This window comes from Clostridia bacterium (assembly GCA_026414765.1).
Classification (GTDB): Bacteria; Bacillota; Clostridia; order Acetivibrionales; family DSM-27016; genus SKW86.
Map to the genome: position 1 here is coordinate 34,821 of JAOAIJ010000039.1, position 23,895 is coordinate 58,715.

Annotated in this window: 20 protein-coding genes and 1 tRNA gene; 13 read left to right on the forward strand and 8 right to left on the reverse strand. The window is 39.2% G+C overall.

Annotated elements, in window-relative coordinates; genetic code table 11:
- Window positions 1-149 precede the first annotated feature (149 nt).
- Entirely contained in the window at window positions 150-1,943 is a 1,794-nt protein-coding gene (locus N3I35_14165) for an RnfABCDGE type electron transport complex subunit D (GenBank protein ID MCX8131229.1), read from the reverse strand.
- The gene (locus N3I35_14170; GenBank protein MCX8131230.1) at window positions 1,943-2,368 is read right to left on the reverse strand and encodes a CoA-binding protein; all 426 of its coding nucleotides are present in this window, start codon (window positions 2,366-2,368) and stop codon (window positions 1,943-1,945) included. The genes N3I35_14165 and N3I35_14170 overlap by 1 nt, the downstream gene beginning before the upstream one ends.
- Window positions 2,369-2,606: 238 nt before the next feature.
- Between N3I35_14170 and N3I35_14175 the strand changes: the two genes are divergently transcribed.
- A tRNA-Arg gene (locus N3I35_14175) sits at window positions 2,607-2,681 on the forward strand.
- 130 nt (window positions 2,682-2,811) lie between these two features.
- On the opposite strand, the gene N3I35_14180 is transcribed toward N3I35_14175, so the two are convergent.
- A complete protein-coding gene (locus N3I35_14180; protein MCX8131231.1) occupies window positions 2,812-3,555 on the reverse strand; it encodes an MBL fold metallo-hydrolase in 744 nt (247 codons plus the stop codon).
- 404 nt (window positions 3,556-3,959) lie between these two features.
- Window positions 3,960-4,205, reverse strand: coding sequence for a hypothetical protein (locus tag N3I35_14185; protein ID MCX8131232.1), 246 nt, complete (start codon window positions 4,203-4,205; stop codon window positions 3,960-3,962).
- A 195-nt stretch (window positions 4,206-4,400) separates the two neighbouring features.
- Between N3I35_14185 and N3I35_14190 the strand changes: the two genes are divergently transcribed.
- Window positions 4,401-4,760 (forward strand): LysM peptidoglycan-binding domain-containing protein, encoded by a 360-nt coding sequence (locus N3I35_14190; protein ID MCX8131233.1) that lies wholly within the window; start codon window positions 4,401-4,403, stop codon window positions 4,758-4,760.
- Window positions 4,761-4,833: 73 nt separating this feature from the next.
- Here N3I35_14190 and N3I35_14195 read toward each other — a convergent pair whose 3' ends face one another.
- Entirely contained in the window at window positions 4,834-5,973 is a 1,140-nt protein-coding gene (locus tag N3I35_14195; GenBank protein ID MCX8131234.1) for an AAA family ATPase, read from the reverse strand.
- Between the two features lie 828 nt (window positions 5,974-6,801).
- Between N3I35_14195 and N3I35_14200 the strand changes: the two genes are divergently transcribed.
- Entirely contained in the window at window positions 6,802-7,248 is a 447-nt protein-coding gene (locus N3I35_14200; GenBank protein MCX8131235.1) for a PilZ domain-containing protein, read from the forward strand.
- Window positions 7,249-7,408: 160 nt separating this feature from the next.
- A complete protein-coding gene (dusB, locus tag N3I35_14205) occupies window positions 7,409-8,374 on the forward strand; it encodes a tRNA dihydrouridine synthase DusB (protein ID MCX8131236.1) in 966 nt (321 codons plus the stop codon).
- Window positions 8,375-8,383: 9 nt separating this feature from the next.
- Here dusB and N3I35_14210 read toward each other — a convergent pair whose 3' ends face one another.
- On the reverse strand, window positions 8,384-9,199 hold the full coding sequence (locus N3I35_14210; GenBank protein ID MCX8131237.1) for an N-acetylmuramoyl-L-alanine amidase: 816 nt from the start codon (window positions 9,197-9,199) through the stop codon (window positions 8,384-8,386).
- A 269-nt stretch (window positions 9,200-9,468) separates the two neighbouring features.
- On the opposite strand from N3I35_14210, the gene N3I35_14215 reads away from it, so the two are divergent.
- From N3I35_14215 to N3I35_14230, 4 genes are all read left to right on the forward strand, one after another.
- Window positions 9,469-11,742 (forward strand): DEAD/DEAH box helicase, encoded by a 2,274-nt coding sequence (locus N3I35_14215; GenBank protein MCX8131238.1) that lies wholly within the window; start codon window positions 9,469-9,471, stop codon window positions 11,740-11,742.
- A gap of 107 nt (window positions 11,743-11,849) precedes the next feature.
- Window positions 11,850-13,148, forward strand: a complete 1,299-nt coding sequence (locus N3I35_14220) for a ribonuclease H-like domain-containing protein (GenBank protein ID MCX8131239.1) — start codon at window positions 11,850-11,852, stop codon at window positions 13,146-13,148.
- On the forward strand, window positions 13,141-13,647 hold the full coding sequence (locus N3I35_14225; protein ID MCX8131240.1) for an acyl-CoA thioesterase: 507 nt from the start codon (window positions 13,141-13,143) through the stop codon (window positions 13,645-13,647). The genes N3I35_14220 and N3I35_14225 overlap by 8 nt, the downstream gene beginning before the upstream one ends.
- Before the next feature lie 87 nt (window positions 13,648-13,734).
- The gene (locus N3I35_14230) at window positions 13,735-15,588 is read left to right on the forward strand and encodes a hypothetical protein (protein MCX8131241.1); all 1,854 of its coding nucleotides are present in this window, start codon (window positions 13,735-13,737) and stop codon (window positions 15,586-15,588) included.
- 65 nt (window positions 15,589-15,653) lie between these two features.
- Here the strand turns inward: N3I35_14230 and N3I35_14235 are convergent, their stop codons facing one another.
- Window positions 15,654-17,054 carry an amino acid permease gene (locus tag N3I35_14235; protein ID MCX8131242.1) on the reverse strand — a complete coding sequence of 467 codons (1,401 nt, stop codon included), beginning with the start codon at window positions 17,052-17,054 and terminating at the stop codon, window positions 15,654-15,656.
- A 215-nt stretch (window positions 17,055-17,269) separates the two neighbouring features.
- Between N3I35_14235 and spoVB the strand changes: the two genes are divergently transcribed.
- From spoVB to N3I35_14250, 3 genes are all read left to right on the forward strand, one after another.
- On the forward strand, window positions 17,270-18,838 hold the full coding sequence (gene spoVB / locus N3I35_14240; GenBank protein MCX8131243.1) for a stage V sporulation protein B: 1,569 nt from the start codon (window positions 17,270-17,272) through the stop codon (window positions 18,836-18,838).
- Window positions 18,839-19,048: 210 nt separating this feature from the next.
- A complete protein-coding gene (locus tag N3I35_14245) occupies window positions 19,049-19,501 on the forward strand; it encodes an Hsp20/alpha crystallin family protein (GenBank protein ID MCX8131244.1) in 453 nt (150 codons plus the stop codon).
- Between the two features lie 107 nt (window positions 19,502-19,608).
- On the forward strand, window positions 19,609-19,806 hold the full coding sequence (locus tag N3I35_14250; GenBank protein ID MCX8131245.1) for a hypothetical protein: 198 nt from the start codon (window positions 19,609-19,611) through the stop codon (window positions 19,804-19,806).
- A 71-nt stretch (window positions 19,807-19,877) separates the two neighbouring features.
- Here N3I35_14250 and N3I35_14255 read toward each other — a convergent pair whose 3' ends face one another.
- Window positions 19,878-21,377 (reverse strand): PLP-dependent aminotransferase family protein, encoded by a 1,500-nt coding sequence (locus N3I35_14255; GenBank protein ID MCX8131246.1) that lies wholly within the window; start codon window positions 21,375-21,377, stop codon window positions 19,878-19,880.
- 320 nt (window positions 21,378-21,697) lie between these two features.
- Here N3I35_14255 and N3I35_14260 point away from each other — a divergent pair, with 320 nt between their 5' ends.
- Window positions 21,698-22,585, forward strand: a complete 888-nt coding sequence (locus N3I35_14260) for a class I SAM-dependent methyltransferase (protein MCX8131247.1) — start codon at window positions 21,698-21,700, stop codon at window positions 22,583-22,585.
- A 38-nt stretch (window positions 22,586-22,623) separates the two neighbouring features.
- Window positions 22,624-23,877, forward strand: coding sequence for a glycosyltransferase family 39 protein (locus tag N3I35_14265; protein ID MCX8131248.1), 1,254 nt, complete (start codon window positions 22,624-22,626; stop codon window positions 23,875-23,877).
- Window positions 23,878-23,895 lie beyond the last annotated feature (18 nt).

The following is a 23,895-nucleotide window of genomic DNA, read 5'->3' on the forward strand; positions in this document are numbered from 1 at the left end:
AAGGATAATCATTACACTTGAAAATAACCGCCTTCCGGCAGCTTGAATAGAATAAGTCAGGATAGTTTAAGGGAGTAACTCCATATGAATTACATCCCGTTACCTATTCAGATCACTATACGGAAAATTGCCAGGCCGGATTCCAACATTTACTGCCCTTTCGTTACAGGATTCAAATGGATATACTCCTTTGCAGTTTTCATGCGCGCAGACAGGTTTTTTCCTGCCAGACATACAAAACTGCAACTGCCACAGCCCATACACTTTTCAGCGTGAAGTGATTTTGCTTCCTTAAAACGTCCGGCATCAACCAGATGGGCGATTTCATTAACCTTTAGGCCGGCGGGGCATCTTTCGACACAAAATCCGCATTTTGAGCATAAGACGGATTCCTTATAGTTTGGGAAGTTGCCTACTGCTATAAAATTGACGGATTTATCAACTATATCTTCATCACAAACACTTTTTGACTGCATCAGGCCTCCACCACAGAAGGCATGTCCGCTACCGGGGTATACAGAAGCGGCTACATCGCGGATTTTTGTTCCAAGTCTTACTTTCACTATCTGCCGGGACATATTCCTGATATCTGCAAGAGTAAGAAAGCGTGAATCCGCTTTCTTGTTTTTGCATACCGCTTCATAAATGTAAAACAAGGTTTGTACATTGAGAACAAGAATACCTGATTTGGCAGGAATTTCATTATGGGGTATGGTTTTATCCAATACTGTTTTTATTAAAAGTCCTTCTGCTCCCACAGGATAGTAACCGGGTACCCTATGTATCTTCAGATCCTCAGGCATAAGCAAGCCCTTTGCATCTTTTACGGCAAGCGTAACAGATGCAAAGCTTTCACATTTACAGACAAGTTCTATACCCTTACATATTTCTTCCGGATACTGTCTTAACAGCCATTTATCATGTATTAATCCAGGGTCACATTCAACGCCATTTATAATAAGGTGCTTTTCAGGAGCATCTGAGTCCATGACAGTCCTGATTTTCTTGTATACAGGGAAGGCTGCCCCCCCAAAACCAAAGACTTCATTAGCTTCGATGCGCTTAAGAATAGTGTCCTTCGAATCGGAGACGACATTATCCTGGCAAGGATCTTCCTCCCGGACCAAATCCTGAATATGTCCTTTATTTTCAGAGAAGGATATGTATTTGTTTATATTAAAAGGTATATATAAAGAATCATTAGAGGTTTTATCAAACTTATCCAGGGCATATGACACAATATTTACCCCGAGAATACCTGCAGCTAATGCAGTAGTAGTACCAAAAAAGTATACAGGCAGGAATCCTGCTGCGAGACCCGATATAGCTCCTAGTAAAGGACGCATTGTAGTAGTAACCGGATCTGTTATTACCACACAGCCCCAAAAGAATATACCATAGGAGATAATTGCAGATATGCTTAACTCCTGATTAAAAAGCAAAGCTGTAGCCATGCCTGCCATAAAGCTTATTGCGGCAAATGGTCTGAACCTTACAAAGGGCAATGAAAGCAGTATTGCAGGTATTAGAATATATGAGGGCTTAAAGGAAGCAATACCTATATCAAATAGAAGGCTCATTAGTAATAAGCCTGTTATTGCGGGATTTATAGGGTTTCTACCGGTTCCGCCCCAAATATGCTTTCCTATCAGGAGAGCAGCGGCCGCACCGAAAAGTTGCCCCAAAAGGGGAACTTCCGGTGCCAGAATCTGCAGAACGGCTGCTGAAACAGCAGCCGAAACTGCACATGTTGGTTTTTTATAGCGTACAATATTAATAACCGCATCCAGTACCAAGCTAAACAGTAAGACTGCCAGGAAGCTTAGAATATTCTTTGGTGAATCAATCCATAATGGTGACAAATATAAGATCAAAACCACAAAAAGAGCGGCCATAACATGCTCGTTCGACCATTTTGCTCTTACAAGCGGAAATGTTTTCATTAGCGCACACCTGCAAAGAAACCGTGAATTTTATGTAAGCCTGAACCAAAAATCATCAGAGGACAGGCAACAGCAGTTTTTATACCCATTTTATCGCATTCTGCGAGTGTATCTGCATCAGCGATTTTCTTATTATGGAACAGTATTTTCTTAACGCCGTTTTCAGCCAGTGCCTTAACTGCCTTTTTTGTATTTTCCGGGCTCAGTAGTATATATGCGGTTTCCGGTATTTTTGGAAGCTCGCTGAAATTCTTATACACTTTTACGTCATAGCTGCCGCCTGCCTTGGTATTTAGGGGATATACCTGGATACCGTTATTCGTATATGCCTGATAAATAGTCATGCAATACTTGCTGTTTTTCTCCGAAAATCCTACAAATAGAACTTCATTGTTAGAAAAGAATTCTTTGTTTAGCTTTGTCATAAAAAATCCTCCTGTTTGGTATATATTTTACTAATGCTATATTAATATATTAGTAACAAGTCTACAACGATAATCTTGATGATTATCAGACTTCCGACTGAAGATAATGGAGTAATAGTGAACAATATATTCACATTTAGGGTATAATATGCAAGTTTCTTTGTCAATGAAAAATTTTCCTTAACGAAGAGGTTGTAAATACGTTTATTTTTGCTATAATATATTGGTAGAAGTTTTTGTCCCGGTGGCCTAATGGATAAGGTAATGGATTCCGGTTCCATTGATGCGGGTTCGATTCCTGTCCGGGACGCCAGAATAGAGAAGGGTTTCAAGTTTTACGGCTTGAAGCCCTTCTCTACTAATACCAGTTAGCAAGCCTTAAGATTCAAGCTAACCGCTTTTCCCCATATAGCCCTTGCTGTACCCTATTAATTCTGCATGAGCTATTCCTTGTTATTGGCTAACTCTGCAATACGCTTGTTGGCATTATCTTTAAATATGCCTCCGTGATAACAGATAACTGTTTCTATATCAAACTGTGTGAGCTTTTCCAATGATTTTAGAGCCATATCATTATCTGAATTGGTGAATACGGGAGCGGGGGTGAGTGTTCCGCCTTCAGCAAACATACTGTCACCTGCAATAAGTATTTTAAACTGCTTAAGATAAAGGGAGATATGGCCGGGAGTATGCCCGGGAGTATGAATGATATTGATTCCGCCGCAGACGGGTAACTCCTCATTATCTTCAATTGTTTTGTCTACGTGTGAACTATATTTCTGGTATGCAGATTTCATATTCTTGCAGAGTACTTTAGCTTCAGGGGGAAGGGATTCAAATCGCGCTTCCATTTGAGCTATCTTGATAGGGCATTGCTCACCCTGTATATACGGCTTTTCTTCTTTATGTGCCAGTATTTCAGCTTTTATGCCGAGTTCGTTCTGAATCCCCAAAATACTTCCTATATGATCCATATCATGGTGAGTAATGATGATCTTGGTCAGATTATTCAGAGGTATACCGGCTTTAGACATCGCATCCTTGATGTGAAGCGATTGTCCAGGATATCCGGCATCTATGAGTAGTACATTGTCACAATCCCAAACTAATACCGGATAAATAAAATTTGTTTTGCCCATGACATCCATGGAAAGTTCAAGCATCTCAACTCCATTAACTATTCTCATCTTCTTTCCCCTTTCATTAATAAAAAAATCTTTTGCGTATTGACAATAGAATCATTTTGTGATATAGTAAGATTGGGTATTACTGTGGTACGAAGGAATTCTTATATCTGTCTAGTATATTCCAATCATAGGAAGTATACAATGTTGAAGCTTTCCTTTCTGGAAGTGTCTGGCCGGATTATCTTGGTTTTTCTTAAGAAATTAAGGTTAATCTACCTATTACTTCATAAAATTTTCTGTTTTTTGCTATTATTATTTGACTTATTTATTTTGGCGAATAAAAAACACCTATTACCAAATCGTTAAGAGATAAGATAATAGGTGCTTAGCATATATCATTTTTCACCAAATCGTCCGAGAGAGGGAAATACGCCGGAAAGGCTAAAAGGGAGAAAGCTCTGATGTTATGATTCAGTGCTTTTATACTCTTCTTCATACTTTATTACCGAAGGTTCTGAATACCTGTCTATATCAGGTCTGCCGCGCAAATCGTCATATATTCTTCCTATTGCCACATACTGATCTATAAAGCGCCTGTTACTGTCATCCAGAAGGAAGCTTTCTATATCCCTTATACTTGAGATTGTCTCGGGATAATCCGTATCTGCCAGCATACCGTTGATTTTATCAAATGCTTGTTTTTCATCCATAATATTACCTCCTGTCGGTAATATTATGGATGAAAAACTTAATTTTATGCGTAGTCCGTCTTACTTTCCATTAAACCGGGGAATATGCAAGGTACAATGTGAAATATTATCAGGGAGTCAACATAAAAGGTTAGCACAAATAGGGGAAAAGAACAGTATAATGAACAAGGATAGTTTATAGTCAGGAAAAAATATATGAACTGGGAAACTAATAACCAAGCCAGACTTGTACCGAAGCTGGGATCATTTAATTATACTGTACAACCTGGAGATAATCTTTTCAGGATTGCCAGGAATTTCAATACAACTATCGAAATCCTAAGAAAATTCAATTATATTCCTACACCACAACTGATTTTTCCCGGGAGACAGCTGATAATTCCATATTCTCCTGCGGAAGCAATCATATATACAGTGCAGCCGGGAGATACCCTATCTGATATAGCAAGGAAGTTTGGAACCTATGTTCAGAATCTTGTAGATTTCAACTATCTCGATGATCCTGATCTGATTCTTGTAGGACAAAACCTGGTTGTAACAGCGTCTTTAAGGTAATGGCAAGATAAAAGGAGAAGAAAGTATTTCTCCTTGGTACATATACCCGGTTGGATGATTGGCGGTATGTAAACTAACTGCTTTTTCCAAAAAAGCTCTTAAATTTATTTACAAAACCTGTGACAGTACTTGCAGGTGTATCCCTCAATGAGCTTCCTATTTCGGAATTTACGATTGTTTCAAGACTACGTGCTATATCGCAAGTAGGATATGAAATACATAAAGGAACCTGCTCCTTTATTGATCTGCTAACATATTTGCTTTCAGGAATATAACCACATGGGACTATATTATAGTTGAGAAAATTGCGCACTACACTTGTTATTCTGCTTAAAACGGCCTCACCTTCCTGTGAGGTTTCACATTTGTTTATTATCAGCTTTAAATGTATGTCCCTGCTTTTATCGAGAATGACCTTGATTATGGAATATGCATCTGTAATTGCATGGGGCTCCGGTGTTGTGAGTATTACTGTTTCGTCAGCCGCATATATGAAGTTTGTGACGTTTTTTGAAAGGCCTGCCCCTGTATCAATAAGAACATAATCAAAATTTTGCTCGAGAAAGCTAAAGCCTGCAGTGATTCTATAAAATTGCGGCGGCGTTAAGTTTGCAAGATCCTGAATACCACTGCCGCCGGGAACCAGCTTTATTCCTCCGGGCGCTTCTATGATTACTTCCTGGATGCTTTTAGAGCCGTCTATGACATCAATTATATTGTACCTGGAGTTCACCTTCATAAGTACATCTACATTAGCCATTCCAAGATCGGCATCCAGGACAACTACTTTTTTTCCTTTCCTGGCCAGTGTTATGGCATAATTTATTATAAAGCTTGTTTTCCCGACACCGCCTTTGCCGCTGGTGATAGTAATGAACCTGCAAAAGTTTTCCCCCGATATTCTCCTGTTTTCTATACTATCTGTACGTTCGCTATTGAAAGCAGAAGGCAGCTTTACCACAAGCGAATGTCTGCCTATGTTACGGTCAATAACCTCTGTAGTAAACTCACATATTCCTTGATATGTACTGATTTTCAGGTTGAGAATAAAACCTACATTCAGGGGGACGTGGAGACCCTTGTAATATGGGGTGCTGATTTCCAGAGTATTATTGCTTGCGGATAATAGGGTGCTTTCATATACATTCTTATAAAACATGGAATTGGTTGTAAGCTGAATAGACTGACCGGCTTCAAATTTATATGCTATCATAGGGAACCTCGTCTTTTGTTATATATGGGTAAATCTGAAAACTAAGAGTTTATATATTCAGTACGTGCTTTTCATTCATATCTGAGTTTGTCTGCTGAGGAAGTTTGACTCTGTGAGTAATTAGGATCTGTCATGAAGGAGAACTGCAACTGAAGCTGTATTTCTCCATTTCTTTCGCTGTAGAGGGTTAATTTCGGATTATGCGTAATGAAAACTGATCTACAATATATTTTATATTATCACATTTTTTGTGTCAATCAGACATTAAGGAGTGGGTCTTGAAACCCGCTTTATAAGGCACTTTGTTAAAAATATAACCCTCGACTTCCGAAGGGTGTTATGGTATAATAAAATTACAATTTATACAAGTAGTACTAAATAATAACATTACAGTTATACAAACCAATTTGTTGCATCAATTCATTAAGTTTATAGACAGACATATGAAGTGAGCATTTGTTCCAAGAGAATCCTGAAGATACAATGTTTTTAACTCGAAAACATATTGATGCATAAGAATATCATAAACTGAGCTTTAGATTATGATATCTTGTCTGACTGCAAAACATCTTCAACACGTCAAAATAATATCAGCCTAAAATACTAAAGAATTTTGTTAGTAGACTCTAAGACTTTCCAAAATGTTTCTACCGGGAAAAGTAAATACGAAAACAAATATACGGGCATATGCAAAATACGTATAAGCATGATAGAACAGCATGTTTTGTAATTGTAACCACAACCCAGACGGAAATATGATCTTATTTGCCAAAAGCAGCTGTTTTGTTGCTGTTTGGAACACTAATAAAAAGATTGGAGTGTGATGTTATGACTTACTTTTCCGAGAGGAGAAAGTATCAGAGGTGCAGCGGCGCTGTTTGCAAAGCGATGGTTATGACTGATAAAATGAGATGGAGGGATATAGAATTATGTGACATCTCGGCAGGTGGATTGAAATTCGCTGCAAGCAGCCCTTATGATGCTGTAGCACCGATTAACCTGCATCTTACTGTACATAATATGCTGTCTGAGTTTGAAATGAAGCTTGAAGGACATATAGTAAGGATGGAGGAGAGGAAAGGCGGATATACGTATTCTGTAAAGTTTGACCGGATCAATAAATACAATCAGGTTCAATTGGATGAAGTAATCAAATCTAAAATATCGGTTTATACCAACAGACAGCCTGTGGCGGAGGACGGAATATATACATTTCTATTTCTTCCCCGTATCAGACCCTCATCCTTCCGTGGCAAATTGAAATTTTTCAAATAGAATCCCCTGTAATACAGGGGATTTGCTTTATATGTAGGGAATTAAGGTTTCGGAATTCCCAATAACAATTTTATGGATTTAATCCTGTTACCTGTGGTAAAATAACTGGCGAAGCAGATGTAAAAATATTTTGCATTTAGTGGGTTTACGGAGGAATAGGATGAAAATCGGAAATGTAGAGCTGGACAATAATGTATTTCTTGCACCTATGGCAGGCGTCACAGATATGCCATACAGAATCCTGTGTAAAGAGCAGGGCTGTGGACTGGTATACACCGAGATGGTAAGTGCAAAAGGCATGCACTATAATGACGAGAGAAGCTTCAGGCTTACAGAAATTGATGATGCTGAGAAGCCGGCAGGCATACAGATATTCGGTTCAGACCCGGCTATTATGGCGGGTATAGCAGAAAGACTGAATTTCTCGGACGCTGCTATTATTGATATAAATATGGGATGTCCCACACCTAAGATTACGAAGAACGGTGAAGGAAGCGCACTTATGCTTAAGCCTCGTCTTATATCTGAAATTGTAAGATCTGTGGTAAAAGCATCTGACAAACCTGTTACCGTTAAGATCAGGAAGGGTTGGGATGATGAAAATGTCAATGCAGTAGAGATTGCAGGGATTGCAGAAGAGAGTGGTGCAAAGGCAATTGCTGTTCATGGCAGGACCAGAGAGCAGTTTTACATCGGAAAGGCTGACTGGGATATAATCAGACAGGTGAAAAGCAGTGTAACTATTCCTGTAATAGGGAACGGAGATATTGGTTCTCCCGAAGATGCCAAAAGAATGTTAGAGTATACAGGGTGCGATGCCATCATGGTAGGTCGGGGTGCACAGGGTAACCCATGGCTGTTTAAAAGGATTTTGTACTATTTGAATTCCGGAGAGCATTTACCTGAGCCTACAGCTGACGAAAAAATCAATACTATAATAAGACATATGCGTATGCTTGTTGATTTGAAGGGTGAGCATACGGGGGTATGTGAAATGAGAAAGCATATTGCATGGTATATTAAGGGAATGAGAAATTCAACCTATGTTAAAGAAAAAGTATTTCGTATAAATTCAAAGGATGAGATTATTGAATTGCTATATGAATATCTTCATAAAGGGATGTAGATTCATCCTTTATTCTTTTTTACCCTTGTATACTGTCATTTTGATCAGTGATTTTCTTATACCTTCTGCAATACCTTCAGCAGCCTTTTGCTTGAAATCCCCGGAAGCAAGAAGCTTTGCTTCCTTGTAATTGGATAAAAACCCTAGCTCTACAAGTGCAGTAGGCATATTTGCATGTCTCAGTACAGCAAGATCGGTTCTGTCCTCTATACCAAGATCCTTAGTACCAAGGGATTTGGCCAGCTCGGACTGAAGGAGTTTTGCGTAATCTAATTCGCAAAGAAATCCTGCCCTAAGGTTTTCAGATGGGAAATACAAAGTCATTACACCGTTTAGGTGTTCGTATTTGAACCAGTTACAGTGTATACTTACAAATAATGCCGCGTTTCTTTCGTTAGCTGCTTTAATCCTATCGTAAAGCTCTATAAACCGGTCATCATTTCTTGTAATATACGTTGGTATGTTGTATGACTTCAGTAGCGTTTCCAGCCTTAATGCCACATCCAGATTAATATCTTTCTCCAGGATTTTTCCGGAATTTGCTCCTGGATCATCCCCGCCATGTCCGGGATCAATAACAACAAGCTTTGATCCTTTCCAGGGATTTAAGACAGCACCACCATTTTTGACAGTGCGGGAAGGGAATTTGAAATCTGAAGCTTTATTGAGCTTATCTGAAATGGTATTCTTTTTTTCTACTGAGGCTGCTTCCAGAGGGTATCTGCTGCTAACAATGTCTGCAGCATGCATCTCTGAGGATTCTGAAAAAAGCGAAAAAACAACCATTACAAAAATACAGGACAGTGTTATTAATAAATTTCTCATAAGTATTTATAATGCCCCCTAATAGCATTATTATCTTTTCTTTAGTAAGTTGTTATAGACATTATACAACAAAATCCATCTGTATACATAAATATTTATGATATAAAGTGCATTAATTTTGAAAACATCCTGCAGCCTATATTGACTATTGTGCAGAAAACAATCTACTAATCTTCATAAAAAACTGTATTAAGCTGATTACTTTACTTTTATATCCTGTTATTATAAAATGAATACAGAATATACGTTCGGTAGATGGAGATAAAGGTATGAATCTTGATCAAATGCTGCAATATTTTAAAGCATCCGAAAGGATGATGAAAAACATCACCAACTGGGTTGAAGTTCCTGAAAGGGAGGCATGTTATAATGAGTTTCCCGGATATATGGATGTTAGAATTATAGATGCCTTAAAAAGAAGAGGAGTATATAAGCTGTATTCACATCAGGCTTCTGCTGTTGAAGCTGTCAATTCTGGAAAGGACATTGTGGTTGTTACACCTACGGCATCAGGTAAAACCATGTGCTATAATATTCCTGTCCTAAATGCAATTCTTAGAGATGATGAATCAAGGGCGATATTTCTTTTTCCTACAAAAGCCCTTTCGCAGGATCAGACGACGGAACTGCACGAGCTTATTACAGAGGCAGGCGTTGATGTCAAAACATATACTTATGACGGGGATACGCCACAATCGGCAAGGAAAGCAATAAGGCAGGCAGGCCATATAGTGGTCACCAACCCTGATATGCTGCACAGCGGTATACTCCCCCATCATACCAAATGGACTAAACTGTTTGAAAATCTCAAATTCATAGTTATAGATGAGGTACATCATTACAGGGGTGTATTCGGCAGTCATCTGGCAAATGTAATCAGAAGGCTTCAGCGGATATGCAACTTCTATGGTTCCAATCCCCAGTTCATATGCTGTTCTGCAACGATAGCCAACCCCGCAGAGTTAGCAGGTAGAATCACCGGCAGAGAGATGGTATTGGTAGATAACAATGGTGCGCCCTCCGGCAGGAAGCACATAGTTTTTTACAACCCGCCCCTGGTAAACAAGGAACTTGGTATAAGGAGGAGCAGTACACTGGAGGCCAAACAGCTGGCTGAGACTCTGATAAAAAACGATATCCAGACAATAATATTCACCCGGAGCAGGCTCAATGTTGAAGTATTGGTTACATACCTCAAGGACATATTCCATGGCAAAATGGGAAATGAAGGTAAGGTGCGCGGGTACCGGGGAGGATATTTGCCAAACCTCAGGCGGGACATAGAAAGAGGATTGAGGGATGGAAGCATCACTGGTGTAGTAAGCACCAATGCGCTGGAACTGGGAATCGATATAGGAAATCTTGAGGCTTGTATAATTTGCGGCTATCCCGGAAATATTGCCAGCACGTGGCAGCAGGCCGGACGCGCCGGAAGAAGAAACAGTGTGTCGGCTGCATTCCTAATTGCAAACAGCAGTCCGCTTGATCAGTACATTGTCAATAATCCTGATTACTTTTTCGGTAAAAGCCCTGAGAATGGCCTGGTAAACCCTGATAACCTTGCAATATTATTTAGCCATATGAAATGTGCTGCTTTTGAGCTTCCTTTTGAGGATACTGAAATTTTTGGAGTAGCTACAACCCAGGAAATACTGGGCTTCATGGAAGAGGCAAAGCTGGTCAGACATGTAGGCAGCAGGTGGTACTGGGCATCAGATGTTTTCCCGTCTGATGAGATAAGCCTAAGAAGCGCGGCCAACGAAAATTTCATTATCATAGATATTTCTGAACCTCACCACAGGGTCATTGGTGAGACTGACAGGTTCAGTGCGCCTATGCTGCTGCATGAGGAAGCTATTTATATACATGAGGGACAGCAGTATCAGGTGGAAGAACTGGATTTTGAAGAAAAAAAAGCATATATTCGCAAGGTGAATGTTGACTACTATACAGATGCCAATCTGGCTGTGGACCTGAAAGTCATAGATGTATTCAGGGAGCAAGATTACGGGGATATTTCAAAATGCAGTGGAGAAGTAATGGTTTCAGCTCTTGTAACCATGTTTAAGAAAATCAAGTTGTATACACATGAAAATATAGGGTCCGGTCCTGTTAATCTGCCTGAAATGGAGATGCATACAACTTCCTACTGGACCAGTCTTCCGGAAAGAATGCCAGGAGTAGAGTCTCAAGGGGAAATGCAGAATGGGCTGCTGGGACTGTCAAATATTCTGGCACATGCAGCACCTGTGTATCTAATGTGCGATCCGGGAGATATAAGAGTGGTACACCAGGTAAAATCAACCTTTACTCAAAGGCCGACCCTATATATATATGACAGCTATCCGGGAGGAGTAGGTTTCAGTGATAAGCTGTACGAACTGCATGATGAACTGTTTGTTACATCAAAGAGAATGATAGAGCAATGTACCTGTGATGAGGGCTGCCCTTCGTGTGTAGGACCATTGACTGAGTTTCAGGGGAGTGGAAATCCGAAGGAAGTGACTTTGAAGCTAATTGAATTCATTTTGAACAAAAGGTAAAATAAAGGCAGGCTATAAAGCCTGTCTTTGTTCATTTATAAAGCCTTTTGAGAGCCTGTATTCCCTTATTCCAAAAGAATTTATTTTGCGTTTAGAGAGCGTTGAATATGAGAAATATTAAAATCACAAAAAAAATATGGTATACTGTAAAAACAGGATACGGCACTGTGCACGCCATGGGAGGGTTTATGGATCTTAGGAGCAAACTTGAAATGTATAAAAGCAGTCAGGTGAATAAGATAGAAAAACCTATCAGCAGCAGACTTGATATACATGAGGTTTTACAGGTAACCCCATGCGAAAATGAAGCTGGAAAGTACTATGTTATAGAGAAAAGGTATCCCCTCTTTCACAATCATGGGGGATATGGCCTTGGACAGCTTTTTGATATAAATCTTAAGTCCATGACATGCATTTTTAGCGGCCTTGACGAGGAAATACCTATAAAAGAGTTAGTTTTTCTGGATACCGAAACCACTGGGTTATCAGGCGGTGTAGGTACGGTAGCCTTCCTTATTGGGACAGGCTTTTTTGAAAATGATTGTTTTGTAATGAGACAGTTTTTCATGAGAGATTATGATGAAGAGCTTGCCGTACTGCAAGGACTAAATAGCATGCTGTCACAGTTTAAAGGCCTTATCACTTTTAACGGCAAAGCTTTTGACTGGAACCTTTTAAATACCAGATTTACGTACAACCGTATAAGGATTGACATGAAAGATCCTGTACATTTAGATCTCTTGTTTCCCTCAAGAAGGATCTGGAAGATGAAGCTGGAAAGCTGCCGTCTGACTAGCTTGGAGGAAAATATACTGGGTGAATACAGACAAGACGATATTCCGGGGGCGTTAATACCTTCTATATATTTCAAATACCTGGAGGACAGGGATGCTACTGAAATAAAGCAGGTAATCAAGCATAATGAACTGGACATACTTTCTATGGTTGCGTTAATGATAAAGATAAACAGTATGCTTGAAAACCCTCTGTCTGAAACCGATGGTGATAAGGAATTATTAAGTATCGGCAGGATTTTAGAGGGTAACGAACAGTATGAAGCTATGGCTGATTGCTATAAAAACTGTATAAAATCAGAAAACAGTTTTGTAAAAGAGGCGGCAGCCCGGAGGTTGGCCACAGTATTCAAGAGGAATAAAGATTACGAAAGCGCAGTAAGGCAGTGGGAGCAAATGCTTGCCGACACAGAAACACTAAGCGCCTACCCTCTGATAGAATTGGCTAAATACTATGAGCATAAGGCAAAAGATATGGGAAAAGCATTGGAAATGGCAGAAAAGGCGGCGCAGCTAATATCTAAGATCGGATTGAATAATAGGATGCATTATGCTGACATAAAGAAAAGATGTGATCGGCTAAAAAGAAAGGCAGGCAAAATTGATGCATGATATTTCAAAGGACCATATTAACAGCTTTACACCTAAAACCCCAAGCATGTCAGTGGTAGAGATGACCGAGCTGGTTTTACCGAATGATACTAATCTTTTGGGAAACCTTCTTGGAGGGAGATTGATGCATTGGATTGATATTGCAGGAGCTATGGCGGCATCCAGGCATTCAAACAAAGTTGTTGCCACTGCTGCAATGGATAGTCTGGATTTCAGGCATCCGGCGCGCATGGGTGAAATGGTAATACTAAGGGCTAAGCTGACTTGGGTCGGACGCACATCTATGGAAGTAACAGTAAAGGTTTATGCAGAAAACATGAGAACGGGAAATGTAATAATGACAAACAAGGCGTACCTGACATTTGTTGCACTTGATAGTGATGGAAAGCCCACACCGGTATCCCCTCTTACACCTGAGACTGACGATGAAAAGAAGGATTATTTAGAAGCTGAGAAGAGAAGAAATTCACGCCTCAGCCGCAGAAATTCAGGAATTTAGACTTAATTAAGGTATATAACCAGTCAGGTGCAGGAAATAAATATCTATTGAGATGAGAATGACGTTTAAGGAACTCTGGAGGTATCGATGAAGTTTTTACGTACTAAGGCTGTAGTAATATTTATTACAGTGATATCTATCCTGTGCATTATTGCAGCCGGTATTGCTATTGAGGTGTCAATAGTAATGATAAAGAAGAAGGATCAGGCACTGAAGCCTTTGGCAGCTCAGCCCACAAAAAGTATTGAGGCATCGGTTAAGCCGGTGAAGGCCAATAAGCTGGAAGAACAAGCCTTTTATTTCAACGGAGAAGTTATAGAAGGGCTGAAAGCTTACTCAGATGAGAAAGAAAGCTTTTTCATTCCTATGGATTTGCTGCTTCAAAAGCTGGGTATCGGGTTCAGGTTCTTTTCGTCTGATGATATATTTGAGTTCAGCATACACAATGAGAAGGTCAAAATGATTTTGAACAAATCCGAAGTAGAAATAGATGGTAGAAAGGTAAAGCTGGATTCTGCTGTTTTGACAGCTAAAAACCATATTCTCGTTTCTACGGAAATATTTGATTTTCTTAAAGGTTTTAGCGTGGACAAATATTTGAGTAAGAATACTGTTTTCATAAATTATTTCCCGGATTTGAAAAATGGTATAAATGGAATAAGATTGTTAAGGACAGAAAATGAGACAGTAGAAATATCTGATTTGCTTAATGAAAAACAATTCTGGAAGAGTGAGGGAAAAAATAGCGATAATGTTAGGATAGAGACTTCCAAAGAGAATACAGGCTATACCATTAAAAGGGATAACAAGGTATATGTTTTTTGTCCGGACGGGATGAAAAATCCGCGTCTGACTGATATAAGCCAATCAGCAGCATGGTCGGCAGACGGAAAGTATCTTTACTGGATAGATCCGGTAAAAGGGATTTCATATTTATATGATGTCAGGGAAGGTATCATGAGGAAGCTGGGTGATTATTTTCTCAGAATGCGCGATGCAAAGCCTAAGGACAGAAATTACAAGCTGTTTAGCAATGGCGGGATACTATATGAATACAAGCAGGGAAAAAGATATAAACGTATTACCTTCACCGACCCGGAATACCCTGTAAACTATACTTTCATTGAGAGAAGGGGAAAAACAGTAATAGAAGGTAGGGTGTCCTTTTCTCCGGATGCTGACAGGGTGCTTTACTATAAAGCAGGAGAAGGATATTATACAGCGGTTGTCGATGGTACCAGGCAGGCATTTATAGGCGCAGGCAGCGGGGCTGTATGGATTAGCAGCAATAAGATTTTGCTCTATACTGCAGAGGATAAATTCCTGGTAACTTCAGATGGCATGTACAGGGAAAAAACTGCAGGCATATGGAAAGTGTTGGGGCAGTCAACCGATGGGGCTGTTTTTTATACAGATGGAAGAACACTTTATTGCGAAGCAGAAAAAGGCGAAGTACAAGTATTTAAGCTGAATATTTCCCTGGACTATGTATTTGCACTGGACAGACAAGGGCCATATCTGGGTGTTTCAAAAGCTGATGATAAAACATATATAATCAGCAAGGGCAAGACAAAAGAGATTGGTAACAGCAGCTTGTTAAGAAGTTTTGGCGGGAAGGGAATAAATGAATACGGGTATAGCATATCCGGTTCTCCCGGAGGGAAATACACTGCGGCTGTCAGAAGTCTGGAGGGATTTTTAGGTATTGACTTGTTAGATAATAAAAAGGCAGAGGTACGGAGATTTACCCTGAATTATAATGTTGAAAACTTATCTCATTTGGATAAGTGTAATATGACATGGGTGAGTGACGACACACTCATACTGAGTACGGCAAACAGGGGCTGGTTGATAGATTTAAAGGACAAACCCGGTATTTATGACTGGGTTGAGGGTAGTGGAAGTAGAATTTATGGTATATATGTTAATAAAAAAGGCTAGATATATACGCATGCCGGCTTTTCCCCAATACTGCGGAAAGGCACAGGAGCAGGACAAAAGTGGTGTTAGCCACTTTTGTCCTGCTGCAGTTTGCTATGGTTTTTAGAGTATATGAAGTATACTATTACTCCTATTATCAGCCAGACAAAAAATCTCAACCATGTGAGAGGGTCAAGGCTGATTATGAGATACGTGCACAATGCCACTGATAACAGCGGGATCAAAGGTACTCCCGGGCATCTGAAAGGTCTGGGCTCCTCTGGTTTCTTGACTCTCAGGACAATTACTCCGATCGATACTATGATGAAGGCTGCAAGTGTGCCTATATTAGTGAGTTCTGCTACTACATTGATAGGTAGAAATGCAGCAGTCACGCCTGTCAGCATTAATGTCAGCAGAGTACTTTTGACAGGTGTCTTGGTTTTTGTGGATACTTCACCAAAAACCCTGGGAAGTAAGCCGTCTCTTGACATGGCAAAGAAAATTCTTGTTTGCCCAAGCATCATTACGAGAAGAACACTGGTAATACCGGCAATAGCACCTAGTGAGAGTAATCCGGCAGCCCAGTTTTGGCCGATCCTGGTTAGTGCATATGCAACAGGAGCACTTTGGTTTGAAAGCTCTGTGTACTTCACCACACCAGTTAGGACAGCAGCAACTGCTATATACAACACTGTTGCTACAAGCAGTGATACCGTAATTCCAATAGGGAGATCCCTTTGGGGTCTTTTCACTTCTTCTGCTGCTGTTGAAACGGCGTCAAAGCCTATATATGCAAAAAATACTATGGCTGCCCCTGCTACTACACCTTTGAAACCGAATGGCATGAAAGGCTGCCAGTTTGCGGCGTTTACACTGGGAAATGCCAATAATATGAACAGTATTATGACAGCAAGTTTAACTACCACAATTACGTTATTTACCCATATACTTTCCTTGATTCCTTTTATAAGAAGATAAGAAATTATTGCTATTACTATAACCGCAGGAAGATCTATAAAGCCGCCTTCTTTTGCAAGAAAAGAAGTTGTGAGAGCTGTCGGTAGATTTATACCTACTACTTTCAGCAGATTTGTCATATAGCCTGACCATCCTATTGCAATAGCGCTAATAGCTACAGAATACTCCAGTATAAGATCCCATCCGATTATCCATGCAAAAATTTCACCAAGTGCAGCATATGAATAAGTGTATGCACTTCCTGCTACCGGAATCATTGAAGCAAACTCTGCGTAGGCCAATGCCGCCAGAGCACAGGTTACAGCTGACAGAATAAATGAAACTATAATTGCCGGGCCTGCGTACTGCGAAGCGGCGACTCCTGTTATTACAAATATTCCCGTACCAATGATTGCACCTATCCCCAGCGAAATCAGATCCCTTGCGCCGAGAACCTTCTTAAGCTGGTTTTCGCCTTGAGTTTCTGCTATCAGATCACGGATTGACTTTGTTCTAAATATTCCCATAAAAACTCCTTGTATTGCACAGTAATTTTCGTATTTTATTTTATTTCGTATCAGTGCGAATAATACATGTGTAATATTGTCATTATGAAATTTTGCAGAAGCTTGACCATAGTATGTCATTAAAGCTATTTATTTCACCTCATCTTTCTTATACCGTCATAAGCTTGAGTTTTTCAAAATATTAATAATAGAGATTTTTTCTTTAGGGAGTCTAAATGTCTAAAAAGTCTTTTATAGGCGGGGCAATTATACTTATGCTGGCCGGGTTTGTTGTAAGGATATTGGGATTTGTTTATAGAATATATTTATCAAACCTGATAGGGGCAGAAGGAATGGGACTATTTCAGCTTATTTCTCCTGTCTATACTTTGGTTATCCTCACTTTGACATCAGGTATATCTATTGCGGTTTCAAAAACCGTAGCAGAGGAATTGGCCAAAAATCATATTGTAAACTTGAGAAGAATTACCTCCTGTGCTCTTATGCTTGTAATTGGAGCCGGTACTATCGTTTCTGTGTTCATGTTTTTAAATGTGAGATTTATTGCAGATGTCTTGCTGAGGGACAGCAGAACCTATTATTCACTTCTGCTCTTAATACCTTGTATTCCGGTAATAGCCGCAGCAGCTGCGATCAAGGGGTACTTCTACGGTATTCAGGATGTGACACCTACAGCTGTTTCTCAGATAGTAGAGCAGATTGTAAGGATAGGCCTTGTAATGGCTATGGCATCTTACTTTTTGAATATAGGGTTGGAGTTTGCCTGTGCTTTGGCAACTATCGGTATGGCTTTCGGAGAGATTTCCAATCTGGCTGTTGTATATATAGCTTACAGGATCAAGCGTAAGAAAGATATTCAGAACAAAGGAAAAACAGGTGCTTTGAAGAAAAAGTCGATCATAAGGAGCTTGTTGAACATTTCTATACCCATATCATTAAATAGATTCATCATATCGATAATGACTACGGTAGAAATGATTCTCATACCAAGAAGGCTTCTGACCGGGGGGCTGGATTATCAGCTCAGTATGCAGGAATACGGGCGGCTTGCCGGTATGGCTATGCCGCTTATTTTCTTTCCGTCGCTTGTAACTTACTCACTTGCTACAACTCTTGTTCCTGCTATCTCGGAAGCAATGTCCCTGAAGAATTACAAGTCTGTAAATTACAGAATATCAAAATCAATTCAGATCACATTTATCCTGGGATTCATATTTACAGCTGTATTTCTGGCTTATCCGGATGAAATCGGGAATTTGATATATAAGAAGGAAAATATAGGCGGAATGTTGTACCTGCTTGCCTTTTGCTGCATATTCATTTACTTGCAGCAAACTTTACTGGGAATACTTAACGGCTTGGGTAAGCAAGGGGTTTCGCTCAGGAATTTTGTAATAGGAAATTTTATCAGAATTGCTTTCGTATATTTTATCATCCCTATATACGGCATTCCCGGATATGTAGTAGGAATAATTATTAGTTCAGCACTTGTATGTATTCTGAATCTGTATTCGGTCATAAAAACAACAGGTATGGCGCTTGACATAAGGAATTGGTTAGTAAAACCGGGTTTGGTAGGTATAGTGATGCTTTTTATAGCCAGGTATATTTACAGTTTTTGCAGAATATTCGATATGGGGCATAATTGGAGTGTAGTTTTGACTATAGTAATAAATGTGATTGTTGCAATATCCTTAATGGTTGTTGTGGGGGCTTTACAGAAGGATGAGATACTGAGGCTCTTCGGAAGGGTACCTAAAAAAATAACAGCTAAAAAACGCTGAAATATGATGTAAATTTAAGAATGATGAGTATAAATTGCGTAAATATGATTTGGTACAGACAGAAGGTCAAAGATAGTCAAAAACAAATTTTGATATCCGTTAATAATATATGGTATAACATTAGTATAAAGTCAAAGATAGTCAAAGTAAGGGGATGCTTAAATCCGAAGATCCCCAGTAAACATTATTTAAATAATAGGAGGTATTTATATGTTTGGAATGACACCTTATAACAGAAAAAATCACGGAATTGCCAGAAGCAATAGTGTCTGGGATTTACGGAGCGTTTTTGACAATTTCTTTAATGACCCGTTTTTTTCACAGTTTTCCGGTAGCGGACACCCTATAAGAGCAGATATAAGTGAGAATGAGAAAGAGTATATAGTAGATGCAGAAATCCCTGGAGTTCAAAAAGAGGACATAAAGCTTGATCTTAGAGATGATGTGCTTACTATTTCAGTAGAACACAATGAACAAGTGAATGAAGAAAGGGACAACTTCATCAGACGCGAGAGGAGAACCGGTTCCTTCAGCAGGAGCTTCTATGTGGAAAACGTCAGAAATGAGGCTGTAACAGCGAAATATAACAATGGTATTCTTACAATTACTTTACCAAAACAGGAAGGAAAAAAAGAAAGCAGGCACAATATTGAGATTCAATAACAGAGTTTTTTGTAATAATTTTTTAATACTTAGTTTAAAACTTTTTAATAATTGTATCGTATAATTCTATGTAAGGAAGAACGATATGATTATAAAAGGGGTTTTCTATGACAGATAATTACAAAGAACTTGAAAAGCAGATAGTAGAAAAGAACACAGTATTGAATTCCCTTAGAGGTAATAGAAATGAGGACAGGGAAAAGGCAAGCCACATAAAAAATGAGTTGGATAAGTTGTTGTTTGCTTATTATAAATCACTTAAGTGCAGATATACTGGAGCACTGTTCCTTAGACCACTACTATAGTGTTTATATAGAAGCCTTGGAGGTTATATTACCCCCAAGGCCTCTTTGTGTGTATGGGAAAGCGTGAAACGCTATAATATCGGTATATTGAGGTTGGAATCCTGTTTTTGATTTAATGCCGATATAATTTTGCATAAGCTTCTGATTCCGGATTTGATTTGTTTTTCAGGAACTGCTGCAAAGCTAATCCTTATATTGTTTAACTTTTGACAGGAACTGTTGCTGTAGAATATTTTTCCGGGAGCGAAAACTATATCACTTGAGGCAGTCCGCTTCAGGAGGTTGTTTATAGGAAAGCCGAAGGGCATATCCAACCATATGTTTAGTCCTCCACCCGGTCTGAAAAAACTGATATTGTCCGGGAGATTTTCCTCCAATGCTTCCAGTGTCTCAAAATATCTCTTTTTATATATATCGTACATGAATTTAAAATGCTTATCCCAGTAGCCTTTCCGGATATACAGGTCAAACGCTCTCTGTATCAGTCCCGAAGTGGATATGTCAGTTGTATGCTTTGCCTGCAGAATGGTGTTTTGCATACTTGGCGGCGATATCATAAATCCAAGCCTTAGACCGGGCATAAATATCTTTGAAAAGCTTTTTATGAAAATAACCCTGTTATTTTTATCAAGTGCTTTAATAGGGGGATATTTCTTCTCTTCAAAATCCAGATCACTGACATAGTCATCTTCAATTACATAAGTATCATATCTTTCAGCCAGTTTTAAGAGCTCCAACCGTTTTTTATGTGAGTAGGAGTACCCTGTGGGGTTTTGAAAGGAAGGTATTGTATAAATGAGCTTCGGCTTGTATTTTTTAAGGTTATATTCGAGAAGGTTTAAATCCATACCGTCCTTATCTATTTCTATATCAATTATCTCAGCACCTCTCGACTTGAAAACAGCAATAGCACCTGTGTATGTGGGGCTTTCAGTTATTACGTAATCACCTTGCCTCAAAAAAGCCTTGGATATGATATCTATACCTTGCTGGGCACCGGAGATTATCTGAATACTTCCAGGAGAACTCTCAATATTATTCAGCGACAGAAGACCGCATATGCATTCCCTCAAAGGTAAAAAACCCTGGCTTTCCTGATAGCTGAAGGCATTTCCTTTATCTCTGTCCAGTGTTTCATTCAGTGCAATTTTGAAGTTGTCAACAGGGAAAAGATCCGGGGTAGGTGTTGCACTGGCGAAATTAATCGTATTTTCGCTTATATTCACCTGTCCGCTGCTTATCAGGGATACATCATCCTGATTGTACAGCTCATCGTTAATTACGCTTTCATCCGCATTACTGCCGATTTTTATGGGAAGCATACTTGCCACATATGTTCCGCTTCCGGTTTTGGTATATACATAACCTTCACTTTCAAGTTGCCTGAAAGCAGATACTACTGTTATCTGATTGATGTTAAGCGTTTTCGACATCTGCCTTACGGAAGGCAGCCTGTAATCAGAAAGAAGAGAACCGCTGACAATAAATTCTTTAAGTTCCATATAAAGCTGGAGATACAAGGGCTCTTTCAATTTTTTATCAAGCTTTATGCTACTGAATAATTCCAGCATTTTTTACCTCCGTCAATCTATATATAATAACTTAACGCATTGTGCTGACTTGATAAGTTTTATGGATAAAATATATGAGTAGAGTATATAGAGATTGTTAATCCGATAGTTCTAGGAATAAAATTTATCAAGTATAGTGAAATTTTTATTTGCAGTTTTATTAATTTTATCAAAGTAAAGAGGCTTTGTCACACAATTTCACATTCTTGTATATGAGTATCTACTATGCTATAATTTCCTCAGTAGATATTAGGCTTAGACAACCTTATTCAATTGATTATTTTACAATAATAGATAACCGGGATGAAAAGGGTGGAAATATGAGATGTAATCTATGTGGGTCGGAGACTCACAAAAATATTGTCAGGTTTGAAGATATAGCTGTGGTAAAATGCCGCGAATGCGGTTTGGTTCAGATGGACCCCATTAAAATAGGTGAATGCAAAGACGATTATATAGAATTGGAAGTTGATGAGTTTATTGACTATATCGAGTCAGTACGGTTACCCCAGTTTGAAGCTGAAATGAAGGATATTGTAAAGGTGGTAAAAACGGGCAGAGTGCTGGATATAGGATGCTCCACAGGCTTATTCCTGAGTTTGGCAAGAAAACACGGGTTTGAAGCTTATGGAGTAGAGCCTTCTGAAAGCATGTGCAAAGTAGCAGGATGCAGGCATGAAGGGCTCAATCTGCATAATACGGAGTTTACCAAAGAATTATTCAGGGGTATTGAGTTTGATTTGGTTACCGTATGGTCAGTACTGGAACATATACCTGATCCGAAGAGATTTCTCAGTGAATGCAGGGCAGTGCTGAAGAAGGACGGTGTTTTGGCTGTGAGAGTTCCAAATTACAGCGGACTGATTCCAAAGCTTATCATATGGGCATATAAGCTGAGCTTCGGTTTGATATCAGCGCCTGCAAAGTCATTATATGAATACCATTTTGTGTACAAGCACTTTTATCACTATACTGAAAAGACACTTTCAAGGATGATGGAGAATACAGGATTTAAGGTTTTTCAGGTTAAACGTGAGAACAGTATAAATATGGGAAATTTCAAAAAGCGGATAGAATCATCAAAAAGGAAGAATGATCTGGGCTGGGCCAGAAATCCTTTACTTAGAGCAATGATATCTGTTGTTCTGAAGATTTCAGACATACTTAAGCTGCAGGATGAAATAGTTGTTTTCTGTAAAAAGATATAGGAAAAAAGTGCTGATATAAATATGAAAGGGAATTTTGTATGATAAATAAACTTAAAGGAAAGAGTGTATTTTTGATTCTTTTAGCAATAATCATACTTGGACTGGCATTTCGTGCCGTGGTTTTTTATAAATTCTTACCGAATTTCAAACTGGCCGGTGATGCAAAGCACTATTGGCTGATGTCTCATCAACTGGTAGATAATGGTATATACGGCTACTGGAATGAAGGTATGGATGTCGGACCACAGAAGGGAGAACCCAATGCGTTTGTGACACCTGTATATCCTCTGTTTCTGAGTGGGATATATGCTGTTTTTCATGACCCTTATCTTCAGATAACTATAGCCCGTATGATCCAGGTAGGCGTAAGCGGCCTTATAACTCCGCTTCTGGCGTTTTTACTGGTCCGCCGTCTTTTTAGACGCAATGATATAGCTCTCCTTACCAGCTTGCTTACTGCAATCTATCCTACTTATGCAATGTCCTCCGTAGACATTTTAACAGAGGTGTTTTCCCTGGCTACCATGCTGCTTTACTTCTATCTTACAACAGTTGGACTGCAAACCAGAAAAGCAGCTATGAATGTATTAGCGGGAATAGCCTTTGCATTTCATATTCTCGTACGACCTCCGCTGCTTCCGCTTTTTATACTGCCGTTTATTTATATTTATTTTGCATGGGGTAAAAAAGAGAGAAAGGCAGTATTCAGAGTGTTTTTTCAAACCTGTGGGGGTTTTGTGCTATTAATGCTTCCCTGGTGGATACGGAACATAGTTTCGCTGCACACTTTTATCATAACATCAACTAGTGTAGGGAACCCTTTACTGGCCGGAACATATCCATATATGGAAAATCTTATGTGGGATGTTACGGAGCAAATAAGGGGAAATTCTGAGCGGCAGGCGAAATTGGCCAGAGAGAGAATAATTAATGGCTTTTTGACACAACCTTTACTATATATTAAATGGTATACTCTGGGCAAAATCCAGATTATGTTCGGAACTCCCTGGCAATATTATAAACTTCCGGGTACACAGATTATCCATAATATAATTCATAATACAATAGTTTTTGTAGGTGCTGCCGGTTTGATAGCCAATTCGGTTATCAACAGAGTAAACCGTTTTATTAATATATACGGGCTTTTGTTTTTGGGATTGTATTTGATTTTTATTCCTTTGAGCAGATACGCATACCAGCATATGTTCTTTTTAATGCTGTCTGCTGCATACCTCGTTTGTCAGGTATCAGATGTTGTAAAACATAGATTTGTTCACAAAATAAATAATTAAGTAGGCTGAAGGGGTTTT

Bases quoted from the DNA above. Each gene is read 5' to 3' on its own strand.
- N3I35_14165 (MCX8131229.1), bottom strand. From the start codon at position 1,943: ATGAAAACATTTCCGCTTGTAAGAGCAAAATGGTCGAACGAGCATGTT.
- N3I35_14170 (MCX8131230.1), bottom strand. From the start codon at position 2,368: ATGACAAAGCTAAACAAAGAATTCTTTTCTAACAATGAAGTTCTATTT.
- N3I35_14180 (MCX8131231.1), bottom strand. From the start codon at position 3,555: ATGAGAATAGTTAATGGAGTTGAGATGCTTGAACTTTCCATGGATGTC.
- N3I35_14185 (MCX8131232.1), bottom strand. From the start codon at position 4,205: ATGGATGAAAAACAAGCATTTGATAAAATCAACGGTATGCTGGCAGAT.
- N3I35_14190 (MCX8131233.1), top strand. From the start codon at position 4,401: ATGAACTGGGAAACTAATAACCAAGCCAGACTTGTACCGAAGCTGGGA.
- N3I35_14195 (MCX8131234.1), bottom strand. From the start codon at position 5,973: ATGATAGCATATAAATTTGAAGCCGGTCAGTCTATTCAGCTTACAACC.
- N3I35_14200 (MCX8131235.1), top strand. From the start codon at position 6,802: ATGACTTACTTTTCCGAGAGGAGAAAGTATCAGAGGTGCAGCGGCGCT.
- dusB (MCX8131236.1), top strand. From the start codon at position 7,409: ATGAAAATCGGAAATGTAGAGCTGGACAATAATGTATTTCTTGCACCT.
- N3I35_14210 (MCX8131237.1), bottom strand. From the start codon at position 9,199: ATGAGAAATTTATTAATAACACTGTCCTGTATTTTTGTAATGGTTGTT.
- N3I35_14215 (MCX8131238.1), top strand. From the start codon at position 9,469: ATGAATCTTGATCAAATGCTGCAATATTTTAAAGCATCCGAAAGGATG.
- N3I35_14220 (MCX8131239.1), top strand. From the start codon at position 11,850: ATGAGAAATATTAAAATCACAAAAAAAATATGGTATACTGTAAAAACA.
- N3I35_14225 (MCX8131240.1), top strand. From the start codon at position 13,141: ATGCATGATATTTCAAAGGACCATATTAACAGCTTTACACCTAAAACC.
- N3I35_14230 (MCX8131241.1), top strand. From the start codon at position 13,735: ATGAAGTTTTTACGTACTAAGGCTGTAGTAATATTTATTACAGTGATA.
- N3I35_14235 (MCX8131242.1), bottom strand. From the start codon at position 17,054: ATGGGAATATTTAGAACAAAGTCAATCCGTGATCTGATAGCAGAAACT.
- spoVB (MCX8131243.1), top strand. From the start codon at position 17,270: ATGTCTAAAAAGTCTTTTATAGGCGGGGCAATTATACTTATGCTGGCC.
- N3I35_14245 (MCX8131244.1), top strand. From the start codon at position 19,049: ATGTTTGGAATGACACCTTATAACAGAAAAAATCACGGAATTGCCAGA.
- N3I35_14250 (MCX8131245.1), top strand. From the start codon at position 19,609: ATGACAGATAATTACAAAGAACTTGAAAAGCAGATAGTAGAAAAGAAC.
- N3I35_14255 (MCX8131246.1), bottom strand. From the start codon at position 21,377: ATGCTGGAATTATTCAGTAGCATAAAGCTTGATAAAAAATTGAAAGAG.
- N3I35_14260 (MCX8131247.1), top strand. From the start codon at position 21,698: ATGAGATGTAATCTATGTGGGTCGGAGACTCACAAAAATATTGTCAGG.
- N3I35_14265 (MCX8131248.1), top strand. From the start codon at position 22,624: ATGATAAATAAACTTAAAGGAAAGAGTGTATTTTTGATTCTTTTAGCA.